This window comes from Streptomyces cadmiisoli, assembly GCF_003261055.1.
GTDB lineage: Bacteria > Actinomycetota > Actinomycetes > Streptomycetales > Streptomycetaceae > Streptomyces > Streptomyces cadmiisoli.
Window position 1 is genome coordinate 62,462 of the sequence record NZ_CP030074.1, and the last position, 22,836, is coordinate 85,297.

At 70.9% G+C, this 22,836-nt stretch carries 26 protein-coding genes; 13 read left to right on the top strand and 13 right to left on the bottom strand.

What is annotated here, in order from left to right; all coding sequences use genetic code 11:
• Positions 1 to 101: 101 nt before the first annotated feature.
• The 3 genes from DN051_RS41110 to DN051_RS41120 all read right to left on the bottom strand — a co-directional run bounded on the left by DN051_RS41110 (position 102) and on the right by DN051_RS41120 (position 1,361).
• Complete coding sequence (locus DN051_RS41110; protein WP_053758858.1) at positions 102 to 332, bottom strand: hypothetical protein; 231 nt, start codon at positions 330 to 332, stop codon at positions 102 to 104.
• 169 nt (positions 333 to 501) lie between these two features.
• Entirely contained in the window at positions 502 to 753 is a 252-nt protein-coding gene (locus DN051_RS41115; protein ID WP_053758857.1) for a hypothetical protein, read from the bottom strand.
• 188 nt (positions 754 to 941) lie between these two features.
• Complete coding sequence (locus DN051_RS41120) at positions 942 to 1,361, bottom strand: HGxxPAAW family protein (RefSeq protein ID WP_053758856.1); 420 nt, start codon at positions 1,359 to 1,361, stop codon at positions 942 to 944.
• 118 nt (positions 1,362 to 1,479) lie between these two features.
• Between DN051_RS41120 and DN051_RS41125 the strand changes: the two genes are divergently transcribed.
• Together DN051_RS41125 and DN051_RS41130 are read left to right on the top strand one after the other, a co-directional pair.
• A complete protein-coding gene (locus tag DN051_RS41125) occupies positions 1,480 to 1,971 on the top strand; it encodes a MarR family winged helix-turn-helix transcriptional regulator (protein WP_053758855.1) in 492 nt (163 codons plus the stop codon).
• Between the two features lie 95 nt (positions 1,972 to 2,066).
• On the top strand, positions 2,067 to 2,252 hold the full coding sequence (locus DN051_RS41130) for a hypothetical protein (RefSeq protein WP_053758854.1): 186 nt from the start codon (positions 2,067 to 2,069) through the stop codon (positions 2,250 to 2,252).
• Between the two features lie 182 nt (positions 2,253 to 2,434).
• Here the strand turns inward: DN051_RS41130 and DN051_RS41135 are convergent, their stop codons facing one another.
• From DN051_RS41135 to DN051_RS41155, 5 genes are all read right to left on the bottom strand, one after another.
• Entirely contained in the window at positions 2,435 to 2,656 is a 222-nt protein-coding gene (locus DN051_RS41135) for a helix-turn-helix domain-containing protein (protein ID WP_112442931.1), read from the bottom strand.
• The gene (locus tag DN051_RS41140) at positions 2,656 to 3,153 is read right to left on the bottom strand and encodes a DUF2975 domain-containing protein (RefSeq protein WP_112442933.1); all 498 of its coding nucleotides are present in this window, start codon (positions 3,151 to 3,153) and stop codon (positions 2,656 to 2,658) included. The genes DN051_RS41135 and DN051_RS41140 overlap by 1 nt, the downstream gene beginning before the upstream one ends.
• A gap of 152 nt (positions 3,154 to 3,305) precedes the next feature.
• Entirely contained in the window at positions 3,306 to 4,175 is an 870-nt protein-coding gene (locus DN051_RS41145) for a polysaccharide deacetylase family protein (protein WP_425471814.1), read from the bottom strand.
• Between the two features lie 342 nt (positions 4,176 to 4,517).
• Positions 4,518 to 5,627 carry an LCP family protein gene (locus DN051_RS41150; RefSeq protein WP_053758850.1) on the bottom strand — a complete coding sequence of 370 codons (1,110 nt, stop codon included), beginning with the start codon at positions 5,625 to 5,627 and terminating at the stop codon, positions 4,518 to 4,520.
• 297 nt (positions 5,628 to 5,924) lie between these two features.
• Complete coding sequence (locus DN051_RS41155) at positions 5,925 to 6,494, bottom strand: LOG family protein (protein ID WP_112443358.1); 570 nt, start codon at positions 6,492 to 6,494, stop codon at positions 5,925 to 5,927.
• A 158-nt stretch (positions 6,495 to 6,652) separates the two neighbouring features.
• Between DN051_RS41155 and DN051_RS41160 the strand changes: the two genes are divergently transcribed.
• Positions 6,653 to 8,866 (top strand): SpoIIE family protein phosphatase, encoded by a 2,214-nt coding sequence (locus tag DN051_RS41160; RefSeq protein ID WP_112442937.1) that lies wholly within the window; start codon positions 6,653 to 6,655, stop codon positions 8,864 to 8,866.
• A 25-nt stretch (positions 8,867 to 8,891) separates the two neighbouring features.
• Entirely contained in the window at positions 8,892 to 10,055 is a 1,164-nt protein-coding gene (locus DN051_RS41165; RefSeq protein ID WP_246041258.1) for a carboxylate-amine ligase, read from the top strand.
• 86 nt (positions 10,056 to 10,141) lie between these two features.
• Here DN051_RS41165 and DN051_RS41170 read toward each other — a convergent pair whose 3' ends face one another.
• Complete coding sequence (locus DN051_RS41170) at positions 10,142 to 10,933, bottom strand: SDR family NAD(P)-dependent oxidoreductase (RefSeq protein ID WP_199315041.1); 792 nt, start codon at positions 10,931 to 10,933, stop codon at positions 10,142 to 10,144.
• Between the two features lie 97 nt (positions 10,934 to 11,030).
• Here DN051_RS41170 and DN051_RS41175 point away from each other — a divergent pair, with 97 nt between their 5' ends.
• The 3 genes from DN051_RS41175 (at position 11,031) to DN051_RS41185 (ending at position 13,636) form a co-directional block, all read left to right on the top strand.
• Positions 11,031 to 11,624 carry a TetR/AcrR family transcriptional regulator gene (locus tag DN051_RS41175; RefSeq protein WP_112442939.1) on the top strand — a complete coding sequence of 198 codons (594 nt, stop codon included), beginning with the start codon at positions 11,031 to 11,033 and terminating at the stop codon, positions 11,622 to 11,624.
• 102 nt (positions 11,625 to 11,726) lie between these two features.
• Positions 11,727 to 12,689, top strand: a complete 963-nt coding sequence (locus DN051_RS41180; protein ID WP_112442941.1) for a GNAT family N-acetyltransferase — start codon at positions 11,727 to 11,729, stop codon at positions 12,687 to 12,689.
• 38 nt (positions 12,690 to 12,727) lie between these two features.
• Positions 12,728 to 13,636 (top strand): MBL fold metallo-hydrolase, encoded by a 909-nt coding sequence (locus DN051_RS41185; protein WP_112443361.1) that lies wholly within the window; start codon positions 12,728 to 12,730, stop codon positions 13,634 to 13,636.
• A gap of 51 nt (positions 13,637 to 13,687) precedes the next feature.
• Here DN051_RS41185 and DN051_RS41190 read toward each other — a convergent pair whose 3' ends face one another.
• Positions 13,688 to 15,073: a carotenoid oxygenase family protein gene (locus DN051_RS41190; RefSeq protein ID WP_112442943.1), complete on the bottom strand. Its 1,386-nt coding sequence runs from the start codon at positions 15,071 to 15,073 to the stop codon at positions 13,688 to 13,690.
• Between the two features lie 99 nt (positions 15,074 to 15,172).
• The gene (locus tag DN051_RS41195; RefSeq protein WP_112442945.1) at positions 15,173 to 16,618 is read right to left on the bottom strand and encodes an MDR family MFS transporter; all 1,446 of its coding nucleotides are present in this window, start codon (positions 16,616 to 16,618) and stop codon (positions 15,173 to 15,175) included.
• A gap of 55 nt (positions 16,619 to 16,673) precedes the next feature.
• On the opposite strand from DN051_RS41195, the gene DN051_RS41200 reads away from it, so the two are divergent.
• The 3 genes from DN051_RS41200 (at position 16,674) to DN051_RS41210 (ending at position 19,270) form a co-directional block, all read left to right on the top strand.
• Positions 16,674 to 17,222, top strand: a complete 549-nt coding sequence (locus DN051_RS41200; protein ID WP_112442947.1) for a PadR family transcriptional regulator — start codon at positions 16,674 to 16,676, stop codon at positions 17,220 to 17,222.
• A 150-nt stretch (positions 17,223 to 17,372) separates the two neighbouring features.
• Entirely contained in the window at positions 17,373 to 18,092 is a 720-nt protein-coding gene (locus DN051_RS41205; protein ID WP_112442949.1) for a hypothetical protein, read from the top strand.
• A gap of 113 nt (positions 18,093 to 18,205) precedes the next feature.
• A complete protein-coding gene (locus DN051_RS41210; RefSeq protein ID WP_112442951.1) occupies positions 18,206 to 19,270 on the top strand; it encodes a hypothetical protein in 1,065 nt (354 codons plus the stop codon).
• Between the two features lie 64 nt (positions 19,271 to 19,334).
• On the opposite strand, the gene DN051_RS41215 is transcribed toward DN051_RS41210, so the two are convergent.
• Positions 19,335 to 20,006, bottom strand: coding sequence for a response regulator transcription factor (locus tag DN051_RS41215; RefSeq protein WP_112443362.1), 672 nt, complete (start codon positions 20,004 to 20,006; stop codon positions 19,335 to 19,337).
• Positions 20,003 to 21,202 (bottom strand): sensor histidine kinase, encoded by a 1,200-nt coding sequence (locus tag DN051_RS41220; RefSeq protein ID WP_246041259.1) that lies wholly within the window; start codon positions 21,200 to 21,202, stop codon positions 20,003 to 20,005. The genes DN051_RS41215 and DN051_RS41220 overlap by 4 nt, the downstream gene beginning before the upstream one ends.
• A 190-nt stretch (positions 21,203 to 21,392) precedes the next feature.
• Here DN051_RS41220 and DN051_RS41225 point away from each other — a divergent pair, with 190 nt between their 5' ends.
• The 3 genes from DN051_RS41225 to DN051_RS41235 are packed head-to-tail and all read left to right on the top strand — an operon-like array spanning position 21,393 to position 22,649.
• Positions 21,393 to 21,656: a hypothetical protein gene (locus DN051_RS41225; protein ID WP_112442953.1), complete on the top strand. Its 264-nt coding sequence runs from the start codon at positions 21,393 to 21,395 to the stop codon at positions 21,654 to 21,656.
• 9 nt (positions 21,657 to 21,665) lie between these two features.
• The gene (locus DN051_RS41230) at positions 21,666 to 22,424 is read left to right on the top strand and encodes a polysaccharide deacetylase family protein (RefSeq protein WP_112442955.1); all 759 of its coding nucleotides are present in this window, start codon (positions 21,666 to 21,668) and stop codon (positions 22,422 to 22,424) included.
• An 18-nt stretch (positions 22,425 to 22,442) separates the two neighbouring features.
• The gene (locus DN051_RS41235) at positions 22,443 to 22,649 is read left to right on the top strand and encodes a serine hydrolase (protein ID WP_112442957.1); all 207 of its coding nucleotides are present in this window, start codon (positions 22,443 to 22,445) and stop codon (positions 22,647 to 22,649) included.
• Positions 22,650 to 22,836: the final 187 nt, after the last annotated feature.

Here is a 22,836-nt window from a genome sequence, read left to right on the forward strand (position 1 = left end):
CACGGGAGCACAGGTGCGGTGCCGGGCCCGGGACATTCGCGCCCGGCGGTGTCGCAGTACCCGGACGGACGCCCCTTTCGGGTCGCAGGTCTTCGGGCGTCCTATGCCGCGGTCCCTGTTCCGGGCTCGCCCGGATCGCCCGTGGGCCGGGTCAGCACGTCGTCCTCGTCCGCCCGGCGCCATGGCTCGGTGCAGTCCAGCTCGTAGTGGTGCCGGCAGTCGTCGCACCGGTACTCCGGCGGTCCGATGTCCGGATCGAGTGTGGCGCCGTACGGGCAGCGGGTCCCGTCACCACGGCCGACGCATTCCTGGCTTTCGCCTGTATCCGCCATGTATGGGACCGTGCGCGGCGCGGCCGGTGCCGGGGAAGGGGGTCTGCGGGGCGCACAGGCGCTCAACGCCCGTGCATCGCCTCAGCGTCCAGCAACTGCCCCACACGCGTTGCTCCCGGCGAGGGCTTCGGCCGTCCGGTCCAGGCTGCGGAGGCGGCGGACCGGTGCCTCAGGAACCGCGCTTGCGGCCGGGCCAGTCGGGGTCGGCCTCGGCCGTGGGAAGGTCCTGATGTCCCTCGTGCCAGGGGTTCGTCCAACCGCAGACACCGCAGGCGTAGCGTCCGTTCACGCCCGACACCTGGCTGCCGCACCCGCGGCATTCCGTCGTCGTGATCTCCTGCGCCGCGAGGAACCCGGCGGCTGCCGCCGGTGTCCGGGTGCGCGGCGCGGGAGCGGCCTTGGGGTGCTTCTTCCGAGTCACGTCGTGACCCTACCCAGGGTGCGCCCGTCGACCCGGGGGTTCCGGCCCCATGCGAGGAGTGGGGCCGGTGCGGGCGTCCCCGGCTCAGTCGTCGGCGGCGGGCCGCCTCGATCGAGCCGGCCTCCGGTGGCACACGGGTCTGTCCTGATCCCGGCGCCGGAGGCTTCCCCCTCGTGGCCGGGCGCCGGTCAGGTCGTCTCCCGTGCCAGGTCCGGGCGGGCCCCCGCGCCCACCGCGTCGGCGCCGCGGGCGTCCGTGCCCGCGCGATCGGCCCCCGCGGTCGGGGCCGGAACCGGCACGGGCCGTTCGTTCCGGCGCCCGCGGCCCGCGAGGCGGCATCCGAGGCACTCCGGGTGCCCGGCCCGCGCGTGCGGATCCCGTACCCGCATGCCCCACTCCTCGCGCGGTCGCACTCCCGGCGGTTTGCCCCACCCCGCCAGGTGCAGACCCCAGGTGATCAGGGCGCCCAGTGCGACGATCGCCAGCCCGAGCCCTATGAGGGCGCCCGAGACGACGCACACGCCGACGCCCGCCACGGAGCTTCCGACGGCTGTGACGGCGACCCCGGTCCAGCCGGCGACGGTATGCCCCTCGTCGTACAGCGACATAGAAACCTCACGATCTAAGAAGTTGCAGTGCCTAATATCTTACAAGGTAAGAGAAATCGAAAGCAGATATCAAGGGACCCAGCAAGAAGCAGCGCGGACACAGAGGAAGCAGCCTTCGATGACAGCCCAGCCGCCGACCCGCCCTCCCGCCACGGCCGCCGAGGCGCTGTCGGCGATGGACGACCTCATCGCGGCCAGCCTGGTCGGCCAGCAGGAGATGGCCCAGCGCCTGGGCCTCAACGTCACCGACCTGACCTGCTTCGCCTATGTCCTCCAGGCCGGAGAGAACCTGCTCACCGCGGGCGACCTGGCCACCCGCGTCCATGTCACGACGGGCGCGGTGACCGGCATCCTCAACCGTCTCGAACGCGCCGGCTACGTCACCCGCCGCCCCGACCCGCACGACCGCCGCCGCGTGCGGGTGTCCGCGCAGCCGGACGCGGTCGCGCGTGTCTACGCCCTGTACGAGCCGTACTACGCCCGCCTCGGCACGCTCTTCGCCGACTACTCGCCCGAGGAGATCGCCGTCCTCACGGACTGGTTCACCCGGGCGACGACGATGGCGCACGCCTACCGGGAGGAACTGCGGGGACGCGACGAGGCGGACTGATCGCCGAGGGCCGCCGGCGCTCCGGGCCAAGTCCTGGCTCTACGCGCTGGTCCGAGTTCCTGCCCCGCCCGGAGAAGCTGCCGCAGATCGCGACCGTGCCCCTGCTGACCCTTCAGGTGTCCCGTGACAGCGGCGTCACATGGGACGACCACAAGTCCTTCGGCAGCAGCGACGGCCTCGGCCCGCTCGCCGATGCCGGATGGCCGCCGTGCGAGTGCCGGCGCTGCCGCGCGGAGGAGAAGGCCGCCTACTACCAGGAGCGGCGCCGATCGCGCCGGTAGCAGGACAGACCCCGCCCGCACCGCCCTCGGGCCGATGCGGGGCGGGCGGACCCCGCGAGCCCGGCCGGCGCCTCCCGTCGTCGACCCGGGCCCGCTTCGCGCCCGGGGACATCCGCTACCCCTGTCGGCGATGAGCGACACCCGGGCCCGGCCCGGATCGCGCGGCGGGTCCGGCGTCCCGGTCAGGTGTCCGGGCCGCTCTCGCCCTCCCAGCGCAGCAGGTCCCCTGGCTGGCACTGGAGCACCTCGCACAGGGCGGCCAGGGTGGAGAAGCGCACCGCCTTGGCGCGGCCGTTCTTCAGGACCGCGAGGTTGGCGGGTGTGATCCCGACACGTTCCGCGAGTTCGCCCACGGACATCTTCCGCTTGGCGAGCATCACGTCGATGTCGACGGCGATCGGCATCAGATCACCACGTCCAGCTCGGCCCGCATCCGGCTGGCCTCGACGTCGCGTGCGACGGCCTGGGCGAGCAGCATGCGCAGGACGAGGACGACAAGGGCGACCCCGAGGGCGGCGAGGCCGAGACCGCCGATCAGCAGGACGATGCCCGGGGGGACGGCTTCGCCGGGTGCGAGAACCACCCCGAGTGTGAACACCAGTGTCGCGGCAGCGACGATCGCGCCGATCACGATGTGCACGTAGCGGAAGGCGGCGTGGGAGAACACCGTTCCGCGTCGCACCATCGTCACCAGCCGCCACACGCAGGCCAGGACGACCTGGACCGCGGCCACGCCCAGGACCACGATCACGAGGACCGGGGTGCGCAGATGGGCGACCTCCGCGTCGAGCCCTCGCATGTCGATGGCCAGCAGCGGCACCATCACCGTCTGCACGAACACCGATCCGGCCAGCAGCGCCCCCAGTACGACGCGCAGTGCCAGCACTGTCAGCTGTCCCATCACTTCACCCTTTCAATCGAGCAGCGATGGAAATCTATCGAATCTCGATAGGCTAAGCAAGGTGAGGGTGAAGGGCCCATCAAAGGCCCGGGGTATCGATGAGGCGCGACGGTGCTCCGACCGCCTCTCTCGAGCGGTGGGTGTCATCCCGGTCAGCGCGTCGGGAAGCCGAAGGTGCGGTCCCGCTGCTCGATCCACGGCAGCAGCCGGCGCAGCGCCTCGACGGACTGGGCGCGGTCGCCGCCCCCGTCGTGGAGGAGCACGGTCGGCCCGTTGGCGAGCTGCGACTGCACCCGTCTCACCAGGACGTCCACACCGGGCAGTTCCCAGTCACGGGCGTCCACGCTCCAGCCCAGCGGTCGCATACCGTGCTGTGCGGCCAGCTTCCGGCTGTATGCCGTGAAAGCTCCTCCCGGTGCGCGGTAGTACAGCGGCGGGACGCCGCCGGAGGCCTCGGTGATGGCCCGTGCCCCGTCGAGGATCTCCTTCGCCTGATAGGACCTCGACTTCTTGTCCATGGTGGAGTCGTGCGAGGCGGCGTGGTTGCACAGGCGATGCCCCTCGGCGACGATCCGCTTCACCAGTCCGGGATACCTGCGGGCTTCCGAGCCCACGACACAGAACGTCGCCTTTGCCCCGTACTCCGCGAGGACGTCCAGCATCCGCGGCGTGAATTGCGGATGCGGTCCGTCGTCGATGGTGATGTTCACCGCTTTCGGACCGCCCTCCGACGAGCGGCTGAGTTCCTCGCTTACCGGCTTCGGCGAAGGCGGCGAATTCGTCGGTGAGGGCGGCGGTTTCGGCTCGTTGTTCCGTTCCTTCGGTCCGGCGTCCTCCGTGTCGCGTGCAGCGGAGGCAGAAGGTTTCACCTCGTCGTTGTGTGCGGCAGCCGTCGGGCGCGAGGCCGAGCCGGTTTCCTGTCCGCCGCGCCGGCTTCCTTCGGTCCACGCCGCGGCCACCACCATCGCCGCCACTATCGTCAGGACGACAGTGGCTATTCGCCCACGGGTTCCCATCCGCATGTTTCGCTCCTCCGCCTGGCCGGCACGTCAAGGGGTCATCGCGGAAGAGGTATCTGCGGGGAATGAGGATCCCCGGCCGACGGCGCTGCAGAATTGACGCCGGCCACAATTGACTTCGCGGATATGCCGTGCTAGCGACTTCCGCGGTTGGAGAAAGGGGACGATTTCACCGGACGTTCCCCGCAGCGGCTTTCGCCGGATGGGAATTCTTGATGTTCTGCCCGGCTGATGAGGCAGCGTCCATTTCGGGAAGTCGATCCGGCCGAGGTGAATCGCGCCGGGGAACTGAGCAATTCCGGACGTCCGGCCGAGATTCGATGCACGCCGGCGCAGGAGCCGTTTTCAGCGTGCGGGTTCGTCATCCGTCTTGATGACGTCCTGGTTCCGGGCCGCCCCCGCGTGGCGTTCGATGTCGCCGGGAACGGGCCGGTCCAGCCTGAGCGCCTGCCACAGCCGCCGGCTCTGCTTCTCCAGCGGCACGACCCGGTTGGGGTCCAGGGTGTCCAGGGCGACCGGCAGGGTGAGGAAGCGGACCTTGTCGGGGTCGAGTCCCTTCAGGCCCCTCCCGAACTCGATCAGCGCGCGTGTCGACGCGAGGCGCTCGTCGGTCGTGACCGACCGGGCGCTGATCCGGGCGAGTTCGTACAACTCCGTCGGGTCGGTGAACACGCCCACCTTCTCGACCCGGGCGAGCAGGGCGGTGAACACCGCCTGCTGTATCTCGATCCGGCCCAGGTCGCTGCCGTCCCCCACCCCTTTTCGGGTGCGGGCCAGGGCCAGCGCCTGCTCACCGTTCAGCTTGTGCCTGCCCGCGGGCAGGTCGATGCGGCTGTCCGAGTCCACGACGCGTCGGGTGGTGGTGAGTTCGACCCCGCCCAGCGCGTTCACGATGTCCTTGAATCCGGAGAACTCCACCTCGAGGTAGTGGTCGAGGCGGATGCCGGACAGGTGCTCCACGGTCTTGACGGCGCACGCGGGACCCCCGACCTCGTACGCCGAGTTGAACATCGCCCGGTCCTGCGCCGCCACCGTTCCTCCGCCGCGGCCCGTGCACCGGGGCCGGTGGACCAGCGTGTCCCTCGGTATGGACACCACGGTCGCGCTCTTACGCCCTTCCCGCAGGTGCACCAGCATCGCGGTGTCGGAGCGGGAGGATCCCTCGTCCCGGCCGTACGCGGAGTTGTCGCCGGCACGTGAGTCGGACCCGAGGAGCAGGATGTCCAGCGAGCCGTTGTCGACGTTCCGCGGCCGCTCGGTGCCCAGTGCCTTGTCGAGATCCACGGTCTTTCTGCTGTTCTCCACGCTGAGGTAGCCGTACCCGACCACGGCCGCGGCTGCCAGGAGAGCGCCCACCACGACCGCGGCGACGAGGCGTGCCCACCTGACCGTGCCACGTCGCGGCGGGTCAGGAGCCCTGTGTGCCGCCCGGGTTCGCCGGCTTCGCTCGGTCACGCGCCTCCCCCTCGTGCGTTCCTCGAAGGCGGGTCCGAGCCGGCTCACTGCCGCTCTGCTGTCACCCGTCGCCCGGGAACGCGGTTGCGCCGCCTAAGACGGCACCTCGGGGGGCCAGGTTTCCCGCGTCCGGTAGCCGGAGGGTCACTCCTGGTGATGAGCGCTGTTCAGCGGCTGTCCGGCGGGCGTGTGCGGTCGCCAATGCACAGCGGGTTGAGCAATTGGCCCGCCCGTGCCCGCCCGTGCCGGGCCCGTCGTACCGGCTTGCTCGGCACACGGCCACGGCCGGTGGGACCCTCAGGCGGAATGCGGCACTGCCTCGGGCGCCTTTTCGGCTCCGACGTGCTTCTCCAGGAGTTCGAGTGCCTCGGCGCCGGTGTCGGCGACGAACAGCAGCTCCGCGAGGGGCAGCGGCAGGAATCCCTGTTCGTCCATGTGCCGGAGCTGGCGGATCAACCCGTCGTAGAAACCTTCCGTGTTCAACAGCACCACGGGCCTGCCGTACAGTCCGTGCTTCTTCAGCTCCAGGACCTCGGTCACCTCGTCCAGCGTGCCCACTCCCCCGGGCATCACCACCACCGCGTCGCCCCGGCCGAGCAGCAGGGCCTTCCGTTCGGCGAGATCCTCGGCGAACGTCATCTCATCGGCGTCCTCCCGGGCCCACTTGCGGAGAAAGCCGACGGAGATCCCGGTCAGCCGCCCTCCCCGCGCCCGCACACCGTCGGCGACGACCTTCATCAACCCGGTGTCGGAACCGCCCCACACCAGTGTGTGACCGCGCTCGCCGAGCAGCTCCGCGAACTCGCGGGCCGGCCGGGTGTAGCGCTCGGTGAGGTCACCGGCGGAGAGGAAGACGCTGACGCTGATCGGGGCGGGTGCTGTTGCCGTCATGGCCCCGACCGTATGCGGACCGCCGCGGCGAGGTGCGGACCATTTCCCGGCGGAGAATCCGGGCCATTTCACGGCCGGCGGGCGGACCCGGCCTGGTCGCGCGGGGCCGGTGGGTGCGGTCGTACGGTGGTGCCATGCGTGGTGTTGCGGACGACGGCGCCTCACCGCCGTCCGGGCGGGCGGAGCTGGACCGGCTGCTGGGTCTCACCGTGCGTGACGCGGGCGCGCACGCGGCAGCCCTCTTCCTGCTCACACCCGACAGGAAGGCGCTGCGTCTGGAGGTCACCGCGGGGATCCCGGCGGAGTACCTGACACCCTGGCTGGGCATCGGCCTGACCAGCCACGTTCCGGTGGCTGAGGCGGCGCGGGAGCGGCGGCTGCTGTGGTTCAGCCGCACCGAGGAACTCGCCCGGCGCTACCCGCGCACGGCGATCGCCCTGCCCTACGACTACGCGATGGCCGCGGCGCCGATCCTCACCGGCATCACGGTCTGGGGCACGCTGCTGCTGCTCTGGCCTTCCGCCGACACCGCCGGGCCCATCGGCACGAACCCCCGGCGGGTCGACAGCGCCTGCCGGCGCATCGGATGGCTGCTGCGGGACGCCACCGCCGCGGGCCGGCCGGTGACCGCCGCGGCGCTCCCGCGCACACTGCCCTGGCTGCCGGCCCGCGAGCGGGAGCCCGCCGAGGCTCTGGCCGCCGCGGACTACGTCGAACGCCTGCCGGAGGGCAGCTGCTCCCTCGACCTCAGCGGCAGAATCACCTTCATCAGCGCTACCGCCGCCGACCTGCTGGGCCGCAGCGTCACCGATCTGATCGGCCGCCGTCCCTGGCAAGCGGTGTCGTGGAGCGACGAGAACACCTTCGAGGACCGCCACCGCGCGGCCGTCGTCAGCCGGCAGCCCGGGTCCTTCACCAGCCTGATCCCGCCGGACCGGTGGCTGGCGTTCGATCTGTACCCCGACCCGTCCGGGGTGAGCGTCCGTATCACGCCGACCGATCCTGTGCCCGCCCCACCGGGGGTGCCGGCCGAGGCCAGAGTGCCGCGTGGCGGTCCCGTGCGCGTGGGCGAGCTGCACCAGGTCGTACACCTCGCTGCGGCCCTCTCCGAGGCCGTCGGCATGTGCGATGTGGTCGAGCTGGTCGCGACCGACATCCTGCCGGCCTTCGACGCGCAGACCCTGGCCCTGTTCGAGGCCGAGGAGGGCAGACTGCGCGTCGTCGGATGCCGCGGCCACAACCCGCGGCCGCTGGAGCTCGTCGACGGAGCGGCGCTGACCACCCCGACCCCCGAGGCGGAGGTCCTCGCCGGCGGTGTGCCGACTTTCTACGCCAGTGCCGAGGAGCTGGCGCTGGCCCACCCGCGCGCCGTGCTGCCGGAGGGGCTGCACGCGTGGGCGTTTCTGCCGCTGGTCGCGTCCGGGCGGCCGGTGGGTATGTGTGTGCTCGCCTTCGACCGGCCCCATGCCTTCCCGGACAGCCAGCGCATCATCCTGACGGCTCTCGCCGGTCTGATCGCGCAGGCGCTGGAACGCGCCCGCCTGTACGACACGAGCAAGGAACTCGCCCAGGCGCTGCAGGCGGCGCTGCTGCCCGACTCGCTGCCGGATCTTCCGGGGCTGGACGTGGCGGCCCGCTATCTGCCCAGCGTCCGCGGCATGGACATCGGCGGCGACTTCTACGACCTGGTCCGCGTGGACGACACCACCGCCGCCGCCGTCATCGGCGACGTCCAGGGCCACAACGTCACCGCCGCCGCGCTGATGGGCCGCACCCGTCCCGCTCTGCGCAGCCACGCCGCCACCGGGGCCACACCGGCCCAGGCCCTCGCCCAGGCCAACCGCCAGCTCGTCGACATGGACTCGGACCGCTTCGTCAGCTGCCTGTGCGCCCAGCTCGACCTCGCCCACGGCCGGGCCGTCCTGGCCACCGCAGGCCACCCACCGCCGATCCTGCGCCACCCGGACGGACACACCGAGGTCCTGCGCCTGCCGCCCGGGCTGCTGCTCGGCATCGACCGCGACGCGGACTACCCCACTACCGAGATCACGCTGGAGAGCGGCACCGTCCTCGCCCTGTACACCGACGGACTCGTCGAGACCCCCGGCGTCGACCTCGACGACTCCATGGACGGCCTCGCCACCCGGCTCGCACAGGCCCCGCCCCAGCCCATGGACCGGCTCGCCACCGACCTGATCGACCACGCGAAACGCACGGGACCCCGCACGGACGACATCGCGCTGCTGCTGATGCGGCTGGTCGTGGCGGGACAGGTCCTGCCGACACGCGGGTGCGGGGCGGTGGCCGAGAGGCCGCGCGGTGGTGCGTCGACGCACAGGCCGTGTTGACCCGGTGTGACAGCATGGTCACGTGGTGAACAGAGGGCAGTGGGCGACGGACGCGGAAGACCCTGCACCGGCCAACGCTGCCGGCCCGCCCGGCGACGGTGGGGCCGCGGACGCGCTGACGGTGGGCGCGGAGGAGGAGTACCTGCTGGTCGATCCGGTCACCCGGGCGGTGAGCCCGGAGGCCGGCAAGGTGGTGGCGGCAGCGTCGGCGGAGCTGGGCGACCTCGTCACCACGGAGATCACGCGGTACCAGGTCGAGGTGCGCACCGACCCCCATACGAGCCTCGCCGATTTCGCCGCGCAGATCCGCTCGCTGCGGAGCGCGGTGTCGCGGGCCGCGGCGGACAACGGCCTCGCCGTCGTCTCCAGCGGCACACCCGTGCTCGAACATCCGCTGCCGCCGCCCGTGACGGACGGACGGCGATACGCCCGCAGCGTCGCGAGGTTCGGCGCGCTCGACGACGAGCAGAGCGTCTGCGCCTGCCATCTGCACGTGGCCATGCCCGACCTGGACACCGCGCTGAAGGTCAGCAACCACATCCGGTGCTGGCTGCCGGTCGTCGTCGCGCTGTCGGCCAACTCGCCTTTCTGGCAGGGGCGCGACACCCGGTACGCGAGCTGGCGCACCATGACATGGGCCCGCTGGCCCGCGGCCGGTCCTCCTCCGCACTTCGCGTCACGCGCCCATTTCGAGGACCTGGTCGCCGATCTGATCGACTCCGAGACCGTGCTGGACCGGGGCGGGCTGTACTGGGACATCAGGCCCTCCCACCATGTGCCCACGCTGGAGATCAGGGCCGCGGACGCCGCCGCCACCACCGAGGACCTCGTGCTGCTCGCGGCGGTCGTCAGGGCGCTGGTGGCGATGGCGCTGACCGACGTGGCGGCCGGCGTCCAGCCCGCGCGGCCCGACGCGGAGACACTGCGTTCGGCTTGCTGGCGTGCCGCCCGTGACGGCCTGACCGGCCGGGGCCTCGACCTAGGTTCCCGGCGCCTGACGCCCATGACGGCGCTCGTCGACCGGCTGCTCGCCCACATCCGGCCCGCGCTGGAGCGGCACGGCGACCTGCACACCGTCACCGCCGGCTGGAAGCGGCTGCGCGCCCTCGGCAACGGAGCGGTCCGCCAGCGTACGGCCGGACGGCGCTCACCCGTTGATGCCGTGGACCACCTGATCCGCGAATTCTGACTCGCGGCACGCGTCCCGGCCGCGGAAAGCGGCCGGCTCACGGGACGCGACCGGCTCGCCGGGCGGCGTCGCGACTTGAGCCGTAGTCAGGCGCCGAGGGCGCGTCCCGCGGTGGCCAGGACGACGCGGCGCGGCGCGAACCGGGTGGCCAGCGAGGACAGGAGGTTGCTCAGCCCGGCCACCGTGCTCGGCGGAGTGCTGCGGCGTTCCAGGGCGCGACGGGTCGCCGTGACCACCTGGGCGGGGGTCGACATGCGCCCGACCGCGGCCTCCTGCGTGCCGACGACGTCGAAGAACTCGGTGCTGACCGGCCCCGGCGACACCGCCAGCACACGGAGCGAGGAGTGGCGGGTCTCGTAGGCGAGTGCTTCGGTCAGGCTCAGGACGAACGCCTTGGTGGCGCCGTAGACGGCCATCGCCGGGGTGGGCTGGTAGGCGGCGGTGCTCGCCACCGTCACCAGGGCGCCCCGCCCGTCGGCCGCCAGGTCGGGCAGGAAGGTGCGCGTCAGGTCGGCGACGGCGCCGACGTTGACCTGGATCATGCGGGTGATCTCGTCCGGGTCCTGCTCCAGGAAGGCGCCGTGGCTTCCGAATCCGGCGTTGTTGATCAGCGTCTGCACGGTGATGCCGCGCTGCTGGAGTTCCGTCCGCAGAGCTGATCCGGCGCCCGGCCGGGCGAGGTCGGCGGCGAGCGGCGTGGCGGTGACGCCGTACGTCCGCTCCAGGGTGTCGGCCAGCGCGGTGAGCCGGTCGAGGCGCCGGGCGACGAGCACCACGTCGGCGCCGCGTTCGGCCCACTGGCGGGCGAACTCCTCACCCAGGCCCGCGCTGGCGCCGGTGATGAGGGCCGTGGTTCCCCGGTAGGACATGCTGGTCATGGTCGGGTACTCCGCTTCTCGGCCGGAAAGTACGACATAATCAATGTTGGCATCCGCCAGCATTGTAGTCAACTGACAACATCGGGAGGGGATCGCCGTGGCCGACGGCTCCTACCATCACGGCAACCTCAGGGCCGCCCTGCTGGAACGGGCCGAGGCCGTGCTCGCGGAGTCCGGGCCCGTCGCGCTCTCCCTTCGCGGGCTCGCCCGCGACCTCGGTGTCAGCCACGCCGCACCGACCCGGCACTTCCGCGACCGGCAGGCCCTGCTGGACGCCCTCGCGGTCGACGGTTTCACCGAGTTCAACCGGCGGCTGCGGGAGGCCGCGGAGGGACCGGGCGATGTGGAGCAGCGCCTGAAGGCCCTCGGCAGGGCGTACTTGGGCTTCGCCGTCGAGCGGAACGCGCTGCTGACGCTGATGTTCACCGCCAAGCACGACGACCGCTCCGGGGCAGAACTGCGCGAGCTCGGCCATCAGTCGCTGGAGACCACGTCCCGGCTGCTCGCCGAGGCGCAGCAGGCCGGCGTCATACGCCCCGGCGACCCGGTCCGCCTGGCCCAGGTCGCCTTCTCCACCGTGCACGGACTGGCCGTCCTCGCCGTCGGCGGCCTCCTGGACGACACCCCGCTCGCGGACGCCACGGATCTGGCCCTGGAGATCCTGCTGACGGGACTGCGCCCGCAGGGCTGACGGAGGCGGTCAGCGAGCGGTACGACGCCGCCGCGGCGCGGGCCTGGTTCCGCTGCCGGAAAATCCGTTGCGGCCCGGTGGCGGCCACCGGACAGTGGCCCCATGACCACCTACGCCAGCCCGCCGTCCGGCATGACCGTGCGCCCGGCCACCCTCGACGACGCGGCAGCGGTGTGTGCGCTGCTCAATGAGGTCGATGTGCTCGAAGTCGGCCGCGCCGACACCGAACTGGCCGATGTCCAGGCCGACTTGCGGCATCCGGAGGTGGACCTGGAGCGGGACTCGTGGCTGTTGTACTCCGGCGACCGGCTCGTCGGGTACGGGCTGCTGTGGGACGACTCCGGCGGTGAGCGCATCGACATGGACCACTACGCGCTGCCGGACCGGCCCGACGGCGCCCTGCACCTGTTCGACCTGATGGAGGCCCGCGCCGTGGACGTGGCGGCGGCCAACTCGGCGGCACGGGCCGTGGTGCACCTGCATCTCAACACCGCGCCCACGACCGACCTGAAGGCCCTGCAGGCCAGGGGCTGGCGCACGGTCCGCCGCTACAACGTCCTGGCCAGGCCCCTCTCCCCGGCGGACGCCCTGCCGACGCCGCCGCCCGGTGTGACGCTGCGCCCCTGCGATTCCGAACCCGACCGCAGACGCGTCCACGCCCTGCTGCAGGAGTCCTTCGCCGACCACTTCGACTTCCAGCCGCGGACGTACGAGCAGTGGCTGGACGACATCGACGGCAAGAACGCCGACTGGTCGCTGGTCTGGATCGCCCATGTCGACGGCCTCGGCGACGCGGCGGTGCTGCGCACCCGCAACGACCGTTCCGCCATGGCCTGGATAGCCCACCTCGGAGTGCTGCGGCAGGCCCGGGGCCGGGGTCTGGGCAGCCACCTGCTGCGTCACGCGTTCGGCCACTACGCGACACTGGGCCGCGACCGGATCGGCCTCGGCGTGGACACCGACAACAGCAGCAACGCCCTCGCCCTGTACGAACGGCACGGCATGACGCTCGACTTCGCCGTCGACACATGGGAGTTGATCCGCCCGGTCCCGGCGAGGATGTGAGCGAGAGGGCGGCGAGCGAAGGCGGGATGGCCGGGGACATGGGCGCCACTGGATACACGACGGCCGAGTTCGGGGCGGTGAGTGTGCTCGTCGGGGCCCGGCAGGGTGCCTATCCGTACGGCAACTCACTGCACGTACGGGGCACGACGGCGTCGTTGGTCGTCGATCCGTCGCTCTCCCTCGTCGAGGCGGCGCCGCCCGCCGATCTGGTCCTGGTCAGTCACGCGCACGAGGACCACATCGCCGGACTCGGACGCTACGACGTGCCGGTCCAGGTCCACACGGCCGACCTGGCGGCGCTGCGCTCCCGTGACGTCATGGTGTCCGGGATCGGACTTCCGTCCGACGTGGTGGCCGAGGTCGACACGATGATGCGGGACCAGTTCCATGTGCGGGGGCGCCCGGACGCGACCGGCTTCGAGGACGGCGCCGTGTTCGACCTCGGCGGGCGCACCGTCACCGTCGTCCACCTGCCCGGCCACACGGCGGGCCACAGCGGCTTCCTGATCGAGCCTGACGGCTTCTTCTTCGTCGCGGACATCGACCTGACGTCGTTCGGCCCGTACTACGGCGACCTCGGCAGCGATCTCGAGGACTTCGAGGCGTCGATGCGCCGGTGCCGGGAGATCGACGCGCGCTGGTACGGCACCTCCCATCAGAAGGGCGTGATCGAAGGCGCCGCGGAGTTCGGGCGCCGCCTCGACGCGTTCGCCGGGGTCGTGGAGCGGCGGGAGGCGGCACTGCTCGCGTTCCTCGGTGAGCCGCGGACGGTCGAGGAGATCGCCGGGCACCGGCTGGTGTACCGGCCGCACGTCCAGGGCCCGCATGTGATGCCCGTGGAGCGGAGAACGGCGATGCTGCATCTGGAGCGGCTGATGGGCGCGGGGACGGTTGTGGAGGTCGAGCACGGGCGGCCGGGGCAGGGGCGGCGATACCGCGCGAGGTGAACCCCGTCGTGCCGGATGCGTTGCCGTACCCGGCACGACAGGCGTGCGGGGTCACCGGGCGGTGGTCGGCCTCCCCTCGTCCGCCACCCAGCTGCCGTGGATGCCCGCGGGGACCCGCCGGGGCATCTCGACACTGGCCACGCGGGTCAGGTCGCCGGCGTCGAGGACCAGCAGTTCGGACCCCTGGGTCATGCCGTGGGACACCATCGACAGCAGCCAGCCGGCGTCCTCCTCACCGTCGCCACCGCGCGCGGGTACGAAGATCGCCTCCCCCGGTGACGTGCCCGGCCCCGTGCCGAAGGACCGCGAGGTGCCCGCGACGGTGTCGTACTTCAGGATCGCGTGCTCGGCGACGGTGTAGAGGTAGCGGCTGCGACGGCCCGTCAGATCGTCGTTGACGGTGGGCAGTTCGACGTACCGGTCGTCGAGGGCCTGTTCGCTGACCGTGCCCGTGGCGGGATCCAGCCGCCAGCGGTGCACCCGTCCGCCCTGGGTCTCCCCCAGCAGCCATCCGGTGGTGGCCGGCGGATGCTCGACATGGCCTCCCATCGCCTGCCACATGCGGTGGTACGCCTCGTGGGAGTAGCGCACCGCCTCCAGCACGACCCCTCCGGCCGCGTCCTCGTGGGCGTTGCCGACGTGGAAGACGTAACAGGGGTCGACATCGAACCAGCGCACGTCGCCCGTGCCGTCGCGGCGCATCAGCCCCAGCCGGGCGCCGTGGTCGTCGTCCCAGCGCATCGGCATGCTCCGGCCGACCAGCCGGGGCTCGAAGACGACGGGCAGATCGAGCCAGACGACGTGGTTCTCGGTGATGGCGAAGTCGTGCATCATCAGGCCCGCCGGGACCGGTATCTCCCGGCTCTCCACGAGTTCACCCGTGGCCGACAGGCGGTGATAGGTGACGTACGGGGGCGTGGGGCCGTAGCCGAAGAAGAGGAGTTCACCGGTGACCGGGTCCTCCTTGGGGTGGGCGGTCATCGCGGTGGTGAGCCGTCCGCCGAAGTCGCACGGGCCGACGGTCTCCAGCTCGGCGGTGACTTCGTACGGCAGGCCGCTCTCGACCAGGGCGAGGAGTTTGTCGGCGTGCGCGATGACATGGGTGTTGGCGTTCACCGCGGTGCGGTCGACGGTGCCGTCGGCGCGTAGATACGGGGCGCCCGCGAGCTTGTTGGTGCGCACCCAGCGGTTGCGGTACCACTCGGCGCGGCCGTCGCGCAGCCGGACACCGTGCAGCATCCCGTGGCCGACGAACAGGTGGCCGGGGTCCTCGCCGGGGCGGGGATTGGGGCCGTTGCGCAGGTAGCGGCCGTTCAGGTCGGGCGGCAGGGTGCCGGTGACCTTCAGGTCGAAGCCGTCTGTCTCGTCGGACACCGGGGCGTAGTGCCCGAGGAGGTAGGGCTTGCTCGGTCCGGTGCTGTGGTCGGTGGGCTTCATGGTTCCTCCTGTTCGGGGGTGTTCGTCGGGGTCGTGCGGGTCGACGGTCGCGCGGGTGGGTTCGCGCGAACCGGGACGTCGGCGGGGTGGCGGGCTGTGTCAGACCAGGGACTTGACCGGGGTGCCGGCGGACGGAGTCCGCTCGGCCTTGCGGCGGGTGGCCGGCAGGAACGCCACGGCGAGGAGGAAGGCGGCCGCCCCGACGGCGGAGAGCCAGGGCAGGGCGTGGGCGGTGGCGGCGGCCTCGGCCTGGCGCAGCCCGTGGTCGAGGGTGCCGGCGAGAGTGTCGGCGTAGAGGGCGCCGGCCACGGCAAGGCAGACGGAGCCGCCGATCTGGCGGAAGAAGGTGATGTTGGCGCTGGCGGTGCCGAGGTCGCGGGGATCGACCGCCTCCTGGACGACGACGGTCAGTCCGGAGAGGGCGGGGCCGATACCGAGGCCGAGCAGCACCATCCAGACCGACATCGCCCACATCGAGGTGTCCAGGGTGAGCCGGGCGAACAGCAGGGAGCCCGCGGCGGCCAGCGCGGCGGCGCCGAGCAGCCAGGGCCGGTAGCGGCCGGTGCGGCTGATCAGCATGCCGGTGAGCAGGCTGCCGGCGACGGTGGCGATCATGAGCGGGTACAGCAGGAGCCCGCTGCGGCTCGGGCTGTGGCCCAGGGCCTCCTGGAAGTAGCGGGGCAGGAACACCACGGACGCGAACAGGCAGAACGCCGAGAAGAACGAGGCGACGTTGGCCAGGGTGTGGGCCCGGTTGCGGAACAGGCCCAGCGGCATGATCGGCTGAGCCGCCCGCTGCTCGATCAGCACGAACGGGACGCCGAGCACCAGCCCGAGCAGGATGGGTCCGATGACCACGGCGTCGGTCCAGGTGTGGCCGTCGACGCCCTTCATGGTGAGCCCGATCAGCAGGGCGCTGATCCCGACCGTCAGTACGCCGATGCCCGCGTAGTCGGGGCGTCCGGCGGTGCGTACGCCGCCGCCCGCGGGCAGGTATCGCGCGACGGCGGCGAGCACGACGGCGCCGAGGGGCAGGTTGACCAGGAACACCCACTGCCAGCCGGCGCCGTCGGTGAACACACCGCCGAGGTAGGGGCCGACCACATAGCTCAGAGCCATGACGCCGCCGACCGCTCCCTGGGTCCGGCCCTGCCGTTCCGGCGGAATCGTTTCCGCCACCAGGGCCAGGGACAGCGGGAGCAGGCCACCGGCGCCCAGTCCCTGGAGGGCGCGGAACGCGATGAGTTGGCCCATGCTCCCCGACAGGGCGCACAGGGCGCTGCCGGCCAGGAACACCACGATGCCGATGATCAGCAGGGGCTTGCGGCCGTACAGGTCGGAGAGACGGCCGTACAGCGGGACGGTGACGGTCGAGGTGAGCAGGTACGCGGTGACGGTCCAGGTGTAGAGGCTCTCGCCGCCGAGTTCCTGGGTGATCCGGGGCAGGGCGGTGCCCACGATCGTCTGGTTGAGCATCGCGAGGAACATGCCGCCGAGAACGGCGACCAGCAAGAGCCCGCTGTGCGAGCGGGACGACTCCTTCATGTGTAGGACCTTACATGTAAGTTCTTACACGTCAACTCCTAGGTATCCTGGTCTCATGTCGCTCCGTATCGCCCTGCTCGGCACACTGGCCCACCACGGGCCCGCCTCCGGCTACGAACTGGCCAAGCGTTTCGACGCCTCGGTCAACTTCGTCTGGCAGGCCAAGCACAGCCAGATCTATCCGGAGCTCGCCAAGATGGCGCAGACCGGAGCCGTCACGGTCGAGGACGCGGGCGGCGGACGGGGCCGGAAGATCTACACGATCACCGACGCCGGCCGCGAGGAGATCGTCCAGTGGGTCAGCGGCGAGGACCCCTACCGCAGCGTCCGCAACGAGTCCGGGCTCCGCGGCTTCCTCGTCACGCTGCTCCCCCCGGACGAGGCGGCGGCCGTCATGCGTGCCGAGGAGGCACGCCACACGGCCTCACTGAACGGACTGCTGTGGCTGAAGGAGGACGTGGCCGCCCGCACCACGCCGGGCAGTCCGTCCTTCGGTCAGTACGCGCTGGATCTGGGCCTGCGTACCACCCGCATGCTGCAGCAGTGGGCGGCCGACACGGCCGAGGACCTCGAAAGGCGTGCCGGCACCGAGCACACACCCTGACGACCGCCGTGCCTCAAGGGGCAGCCGGTGTCTCCCACGCGGGTGCCCGGAGTGCATGGCGAGGGCGTCCGCCGCTCCGACACAGTGGCGCAAACAGCCGACGTGGAAGGGATCCCGCGCCCCCGCTCAGGCCTCGTCGAGGAGTCGTACGTGATCGATCCGAACCTGCTCTACTACGCCGTTCTGGAACGGTGGGAGTCCGCGCCGCAGGAGGAGTACGGGCACTGGTGGACCTTCTCCCAGTTCCTCTGCGAGTCCGATCTCCGCGACTGTGCGCAGTACTTCACCGACTTCACCGCCGAGCGCCCGGACATCCACGCCTGGCCGGAGGGCGTCCCGGCCGAGGAGTACCGGCTGTATGTGGTCGGCCACTTCATCGAGTGGTTCACCGCCCGCCAGACCGCCGAGTACGAGCAGTACGGCCAGTACGCCGCGTACGCCCGAGGCGGGGAGTACGCGCAGGACCCGCAGTACGCGAACGGCGAGTACGGCTACGCGCAGGACGGGGCGGGTGGGTACGGCGAGCAGGGCCAGTACGCCCAGGGCGGGGAGTACGCCCAGGACGCGAACGGGCAGTACACGCAGGGCGAGGCGTACGCGCAGAGCGACGGGTACGACCAGGGCGATGCGTACGCGCCGTACGCGGAGGGTGCGTACTACCCGCAGGATCTGGAGCAACCACAGGAGCAACCGGCCGCCGAGGATGAGGGCCGGGAACCGCCCACGGACCCCGAGGAGGAAGTCAGGCGGTTGCTGGAGGCGCTGGCCGCGTTCACGGGTTCCGTCGAGGACGGCGCCCAGTTGACGGCGGACCACATCGCCGTGCTGGAGTCCTACGAGATCTCCCTCGAAGAAGTGGCAGCGTCGTGAGCGGTTTCCCGACTCCGTCCGATGTCGTCCGGGACCGTGAGCACGGCCCGACTGCGAACCAGTGAGGGATGAAGATGGTTACTCCTGCACTTGCGGCCACGGGTCCGCTGGGCATGATCGCCGCGAACGCGACGAACGTGATCTACTCGATCCTCAAGGACCTCAACACCTCCACCAGCCTCGAAGCGACGTCACCGGCCGCGGTCCACATCCTCCCCGAAGCCCTGAAGAATGCGTACGTCGACCAGAATCTTGGCCAGCACGGGGTGCGCGGGGTGTTCTTCACCCACCACCGACTGGCTCTGCACAAGCCCATCGAGGCCATCCGGAAACGTTTTGGACATGCGGCCCCGGCGAATGTGGTCGACGTCGAGCAGTGCGAGACGCGTGTGGGTCTGCAACTGCCCCTGGAGTTCTCGTACACCGCTGTGCGTCTTGACGCGTCGCAGGTCGTCGGTGAGCTGACGGACAGGATCAACAAAGAGCGCGCGGCCATGAATCCGGACGAAATCAACGAGGCCGAGGATCGCGTGGCGACCCTGACCCCCCAAGTCAGGGGCAGCCGCACGAAGGAGCAATGGGACGCGCTGCTGGCAGTCCTGAATCAGGCTGATCAGCAGGTCAAGACGTTGAAGCAGCAGTCGGCGGGCAACCCCGGCCTTCGGCCGCGCTACGAGCAGGCGGTGGCCGACAGGGATCGCCTCAAGCGGGACATGATGGGCGGTCAGGACGAGCGGCAGTGGCGCACCTTGAACAGTGAACTTGAAAAGGCCAAGCAGCTCATCCGAACGTACAAGTCGCACGAGCGGTCGGCGAACCGCGTTCTCCAGGAGATGAAGTCCCTCAAGGAGGCGGCGAACCTCGTCTACATGAAGGACTTCACGGTACGAATCATCGAGGAAATAGGGCCCATGAAGGCGAAGAATCCCACGGGCATGAAGGCCAAGGGCGCCATAGCCGTGCGGGCGAAGCAGTTCCAGGCCGGCGGTTCCGGGGGCTCGCGGACGGGAGTCGCCATTCAGTTCGACTGGCACCAGGACGGCGTGGGCGGCCTCGGCTGGGCCAAAGACTGGCACGGCACCCTCGAATTCGTCTGCGGCGCGGACGGGCGGCCCGACGGGATCACCGGTACGGGAAAGTTCTTCGAAAGGTTCAATCAGTTCGGGCAGGTCTTCTGAACCGAGAACTCACTCGCGCTCCGCGTCGATGACGGGCCCCCGCCCCCTCGCCGGACGCGGCCCGTCAGATACGGCCCGCCCGGTAGACGAGCAGGGCGATCTGGACGCGGTTGTTGAGGTCGAGCTTGCCCAGGATGTGGGAGATGTGGGACTTCACGGTGGGCACGCTCATGTAGAGGTCCCGGGCGATCTCGGCGTTGGTCCTGCCGCGGCTGACCGCGAGGGCGACCTCCAGTTCGCGGTCGCCGAGCAGGGACAGCGGCTCGTGGGCCTCCGGCGTCCACCGGGCGGGCGTTTCGGGCGGCGCGCCCTCGCCGGTCGTGGTGACGGTGCTGATGAGCAGGCTCAGGGCTTCGGGGGACATGACCGGTTCGCCCGCGGCGGCCGCCCGCACGGCTTCGATGATCCGCTCGGGGCGGGTGTGCTTGAGGAGGAAGCCGGCGGCTCCGGCCTGCAGTGCGCGCAGCACGTAGTCGTCGGTGGTGAAGGTCGTCAGCATCACGACCTCGGGGGCGTCGGGGCGGGCGCGCAGGAGCCGGGTGGCTTCCAGCCCGTCGAGACCGGGCATGCGGATGTCCATCAGGACGAGGTCGGGGCGGTGCTTGTCGACCAGGGACTCGACCTCGGTGCCGTCCGCGGCCTCGCCGACGACGTCGATGTCGGGGGCGGAGGCCAGCATGAGGCGCAGCCCGGCACGTACCAGGGCGTCGTCGTCGACGAGCAGGACGCCGATCATGCGGGCCACGGCAGCTGCGCCCGGACCTCGTGGGTCCGCCCGTCCCGGCGGTGGGTGAGCAGGCCGCCGATCAGGGTGGTGCGCTCCTTGAGTCCGTTCAGGCCGGAGCCGCTGCCGGGCAGTCCGCGGGGGGCGCTGTCGGGTATCTCGTTGGTGATCCGCATGGTCAGGCCCTCGTCGGGGGCGCCTTCGAGGTGGATCCGCACGCTCTGGCCGGGCGCGTGCTTGTGCGCGTTGGTGAGGGATTCCTGCACGATGCGGTAGGCGGTGCGGCCGGTGGTCTCGGGCACCGCGACGAGTTCGGCGAGGGTCCCGGCCGGGGTGACGTCGATGTGCATGCCGGACGCGCGGGACTGCTCGATCAGGTGGGTCAGATCGGCCAGGGTGGGCTGCGGCGGCTCGGTCTTGGCACCGTCGGGCTGAAGCGGGGTGCGCAGTACGCCGAGGACCTGCTGGAGGTCCTCCATGGCCTGGTAGGCGCTGGAGCGGATGACGCCGGCGGCCTCGCTGACCTGTTCCCGGGAGGCCTGGTGGTTCACCTCGAGGGCGCCCGCGTGCACGCTGAGCAGGGACAGCCGGTGGGCGAGGACGTCGTGCATCTCGCGGGCGAGGGACTCCCGCTCGCGCTGGCGGACCTGTTCGGCACGCAGCGCGGCCTGCACCTCGGCCTGGTCCGCGGCGGCGTACATCCCGCGTACGAACAGTCCCCACCCGACGGCGCCGCCCACGAGCACCGCGCCGGTCACGGCGCCGGCCAGCGTCGCCGTGTCGGACGGCCGGTGCAGCACGCAGTACAGCGGCAGCGGCGCGAGCGCCAGGGCGGTCAGAGCCCAGGTCTCGCGAATGGAGCGCAGGGCGGCGACGGTGAACAGGGCGATCAGCGCGGCAGGGATGAGTGGGGTGACGGTCGCCATCAGCACCAGGCAGATCGCGATGCCCACGGGCCACCGCCTGCGCCAGAAGAGCAGGGCGCTGCCGGCCACCAGCAGCAGGTCGTCGGCGACTGATCCCACGAAGACGGGCAGGGGCAGCAGCCCGTAAGTGACAGACGGAACCCCATGCGAGACCAGCCGCGGGTACACCGACAGGCCCCGTGTCTCCGCGAGAGCCACGGTCATCGACAGCGCCAGGGCCGCCACCACGACCAGGACGTCGGTGAGCCGCTCTTTGGCCCGGTTTCTGCTTGCGCCTTGCATGACGCACCAGTGTACGTGGCAGGAAACTCCGGATCGGATGTCGAAGAATTCTCTGTACCAAAGTATGGGGCCGCTTCCCGACTCCACCTTTCGATACCCCGACCTGCAGACTTTCCGCCGAAGATGAAGGGCACCGCCCGTTCCTAGCGTGTTTCCCGTCGAGCGTTCCGCTCATGAAAGGGAAACACACATGAAGTCTTCTGTTCCTGCTTCGACGCGCCTCGCCGTCGCCGCGCCGGCGGCGGTTGTCGGTGTTTTCGCCGTCGCCGGGGGTGCGCCGCTCGCCACGCGGCTGACGCAGCTGCTTTCCGGATACCTGTTCGGCAACTTCTTCTACGGCGCCGCGCTCGGCCGGCTCGCCCTCCTCGCGCTCGGCTTCGCCGCCCTCGCCTTCGCGGCGCACCACGGCCTGGCCTCGCTGCGGACCGCTCCGACCGATGCCCGGGAGCGGTGACCAGCACCGATGATCCGCACCATCCGTACCGCCGCCCTGCTGTTCGCCTCGGCCCTGACCGTGTCGGCACTGACCTCGTGCAGCACGCTCACCGGCGTGGTCTCCCCGGCCGACGCACGCGGCGAGGCCGCAAAGGACAAGGCCGCCGCCGGGCCCGTGGACTGCCGGGAAGCCCGCTGCGTGGCGCTCACCTTCGACGGCGGGCCCAGCGCACCCACCCCGAAACTCCTCGACATCCTCGACCGCGAGAAAATCAAGGTGACGTTCTTCCTTCAGGGAAAGGGCCACACCGACACCTATCCGGAAACCGTGCGCCGCATGGCGCGGGACGGCCACGAAATAGCCAACCACACCTGGTCGCACAAGGACCTGACAAAACTCAGTCCGGCGGAAATACGAGCCGAAATGGCCCCGGTGCAGAAGGACATCACGGAAATCACCGGAAAGGCTCCGAGGCTGATGCGCCCGCCGCACGGCACCACCAACGACGACGTGTCGAACGTCATGAAGGACCTCGGCCTCGCCCAGATCCTGTGGAGCGTCACCGCGAAGGACTTCCAGACCACCGACAGCGAACTGATCAAGAAGCGCGTCCTCGACCAGGTCGGCCGCGACGGCATCATCCTGCTCCACGAACGGTACGCGGGCACCATCCCCGCCGTCGAAGACCTGATCCCCGTCCTCGAGAAGCGCGGCTACACCTTCGTGACGGTCTCGGAACTCATGTCCCCGGCCACACCGCAGCCGGGCAAGGTGTATCGCCCTTGATCTGCCGGGGCTCGCTGTGTGCGCCGGACTGCCTCCGGGTGGATCGTCGCCGACAAGACCGGCAGTGGCGCGTACGGGACCTGCCACGACGTGGGCATCGTCTGGCCCCCGGGCCGCTCCCCCGTCGTCATGAGCGTCCTCACGACGAAGCACGACACCGGCGCGGCACCTGACAGTCAACTGATCGCCGAGACGGCGTCGTTGCCGGCGACGGCGCTGACCTGACGCGCCTCGCCGTCGGCCGGTGGCCTCCGGCCGGCCCCGAGTCGCGCAGTCCGGCTGCGCAGTGTCGTCCGCCGGGTGGCCGTGTGCGTGGCGGGTGGTCTGCGGGAGCAGTGCCTGTTCAGGGGCGGAGTGCACGCATCTCCCGGTGATTCGGCGGCCGTTGACGGGACGGACGCATACCTAACGG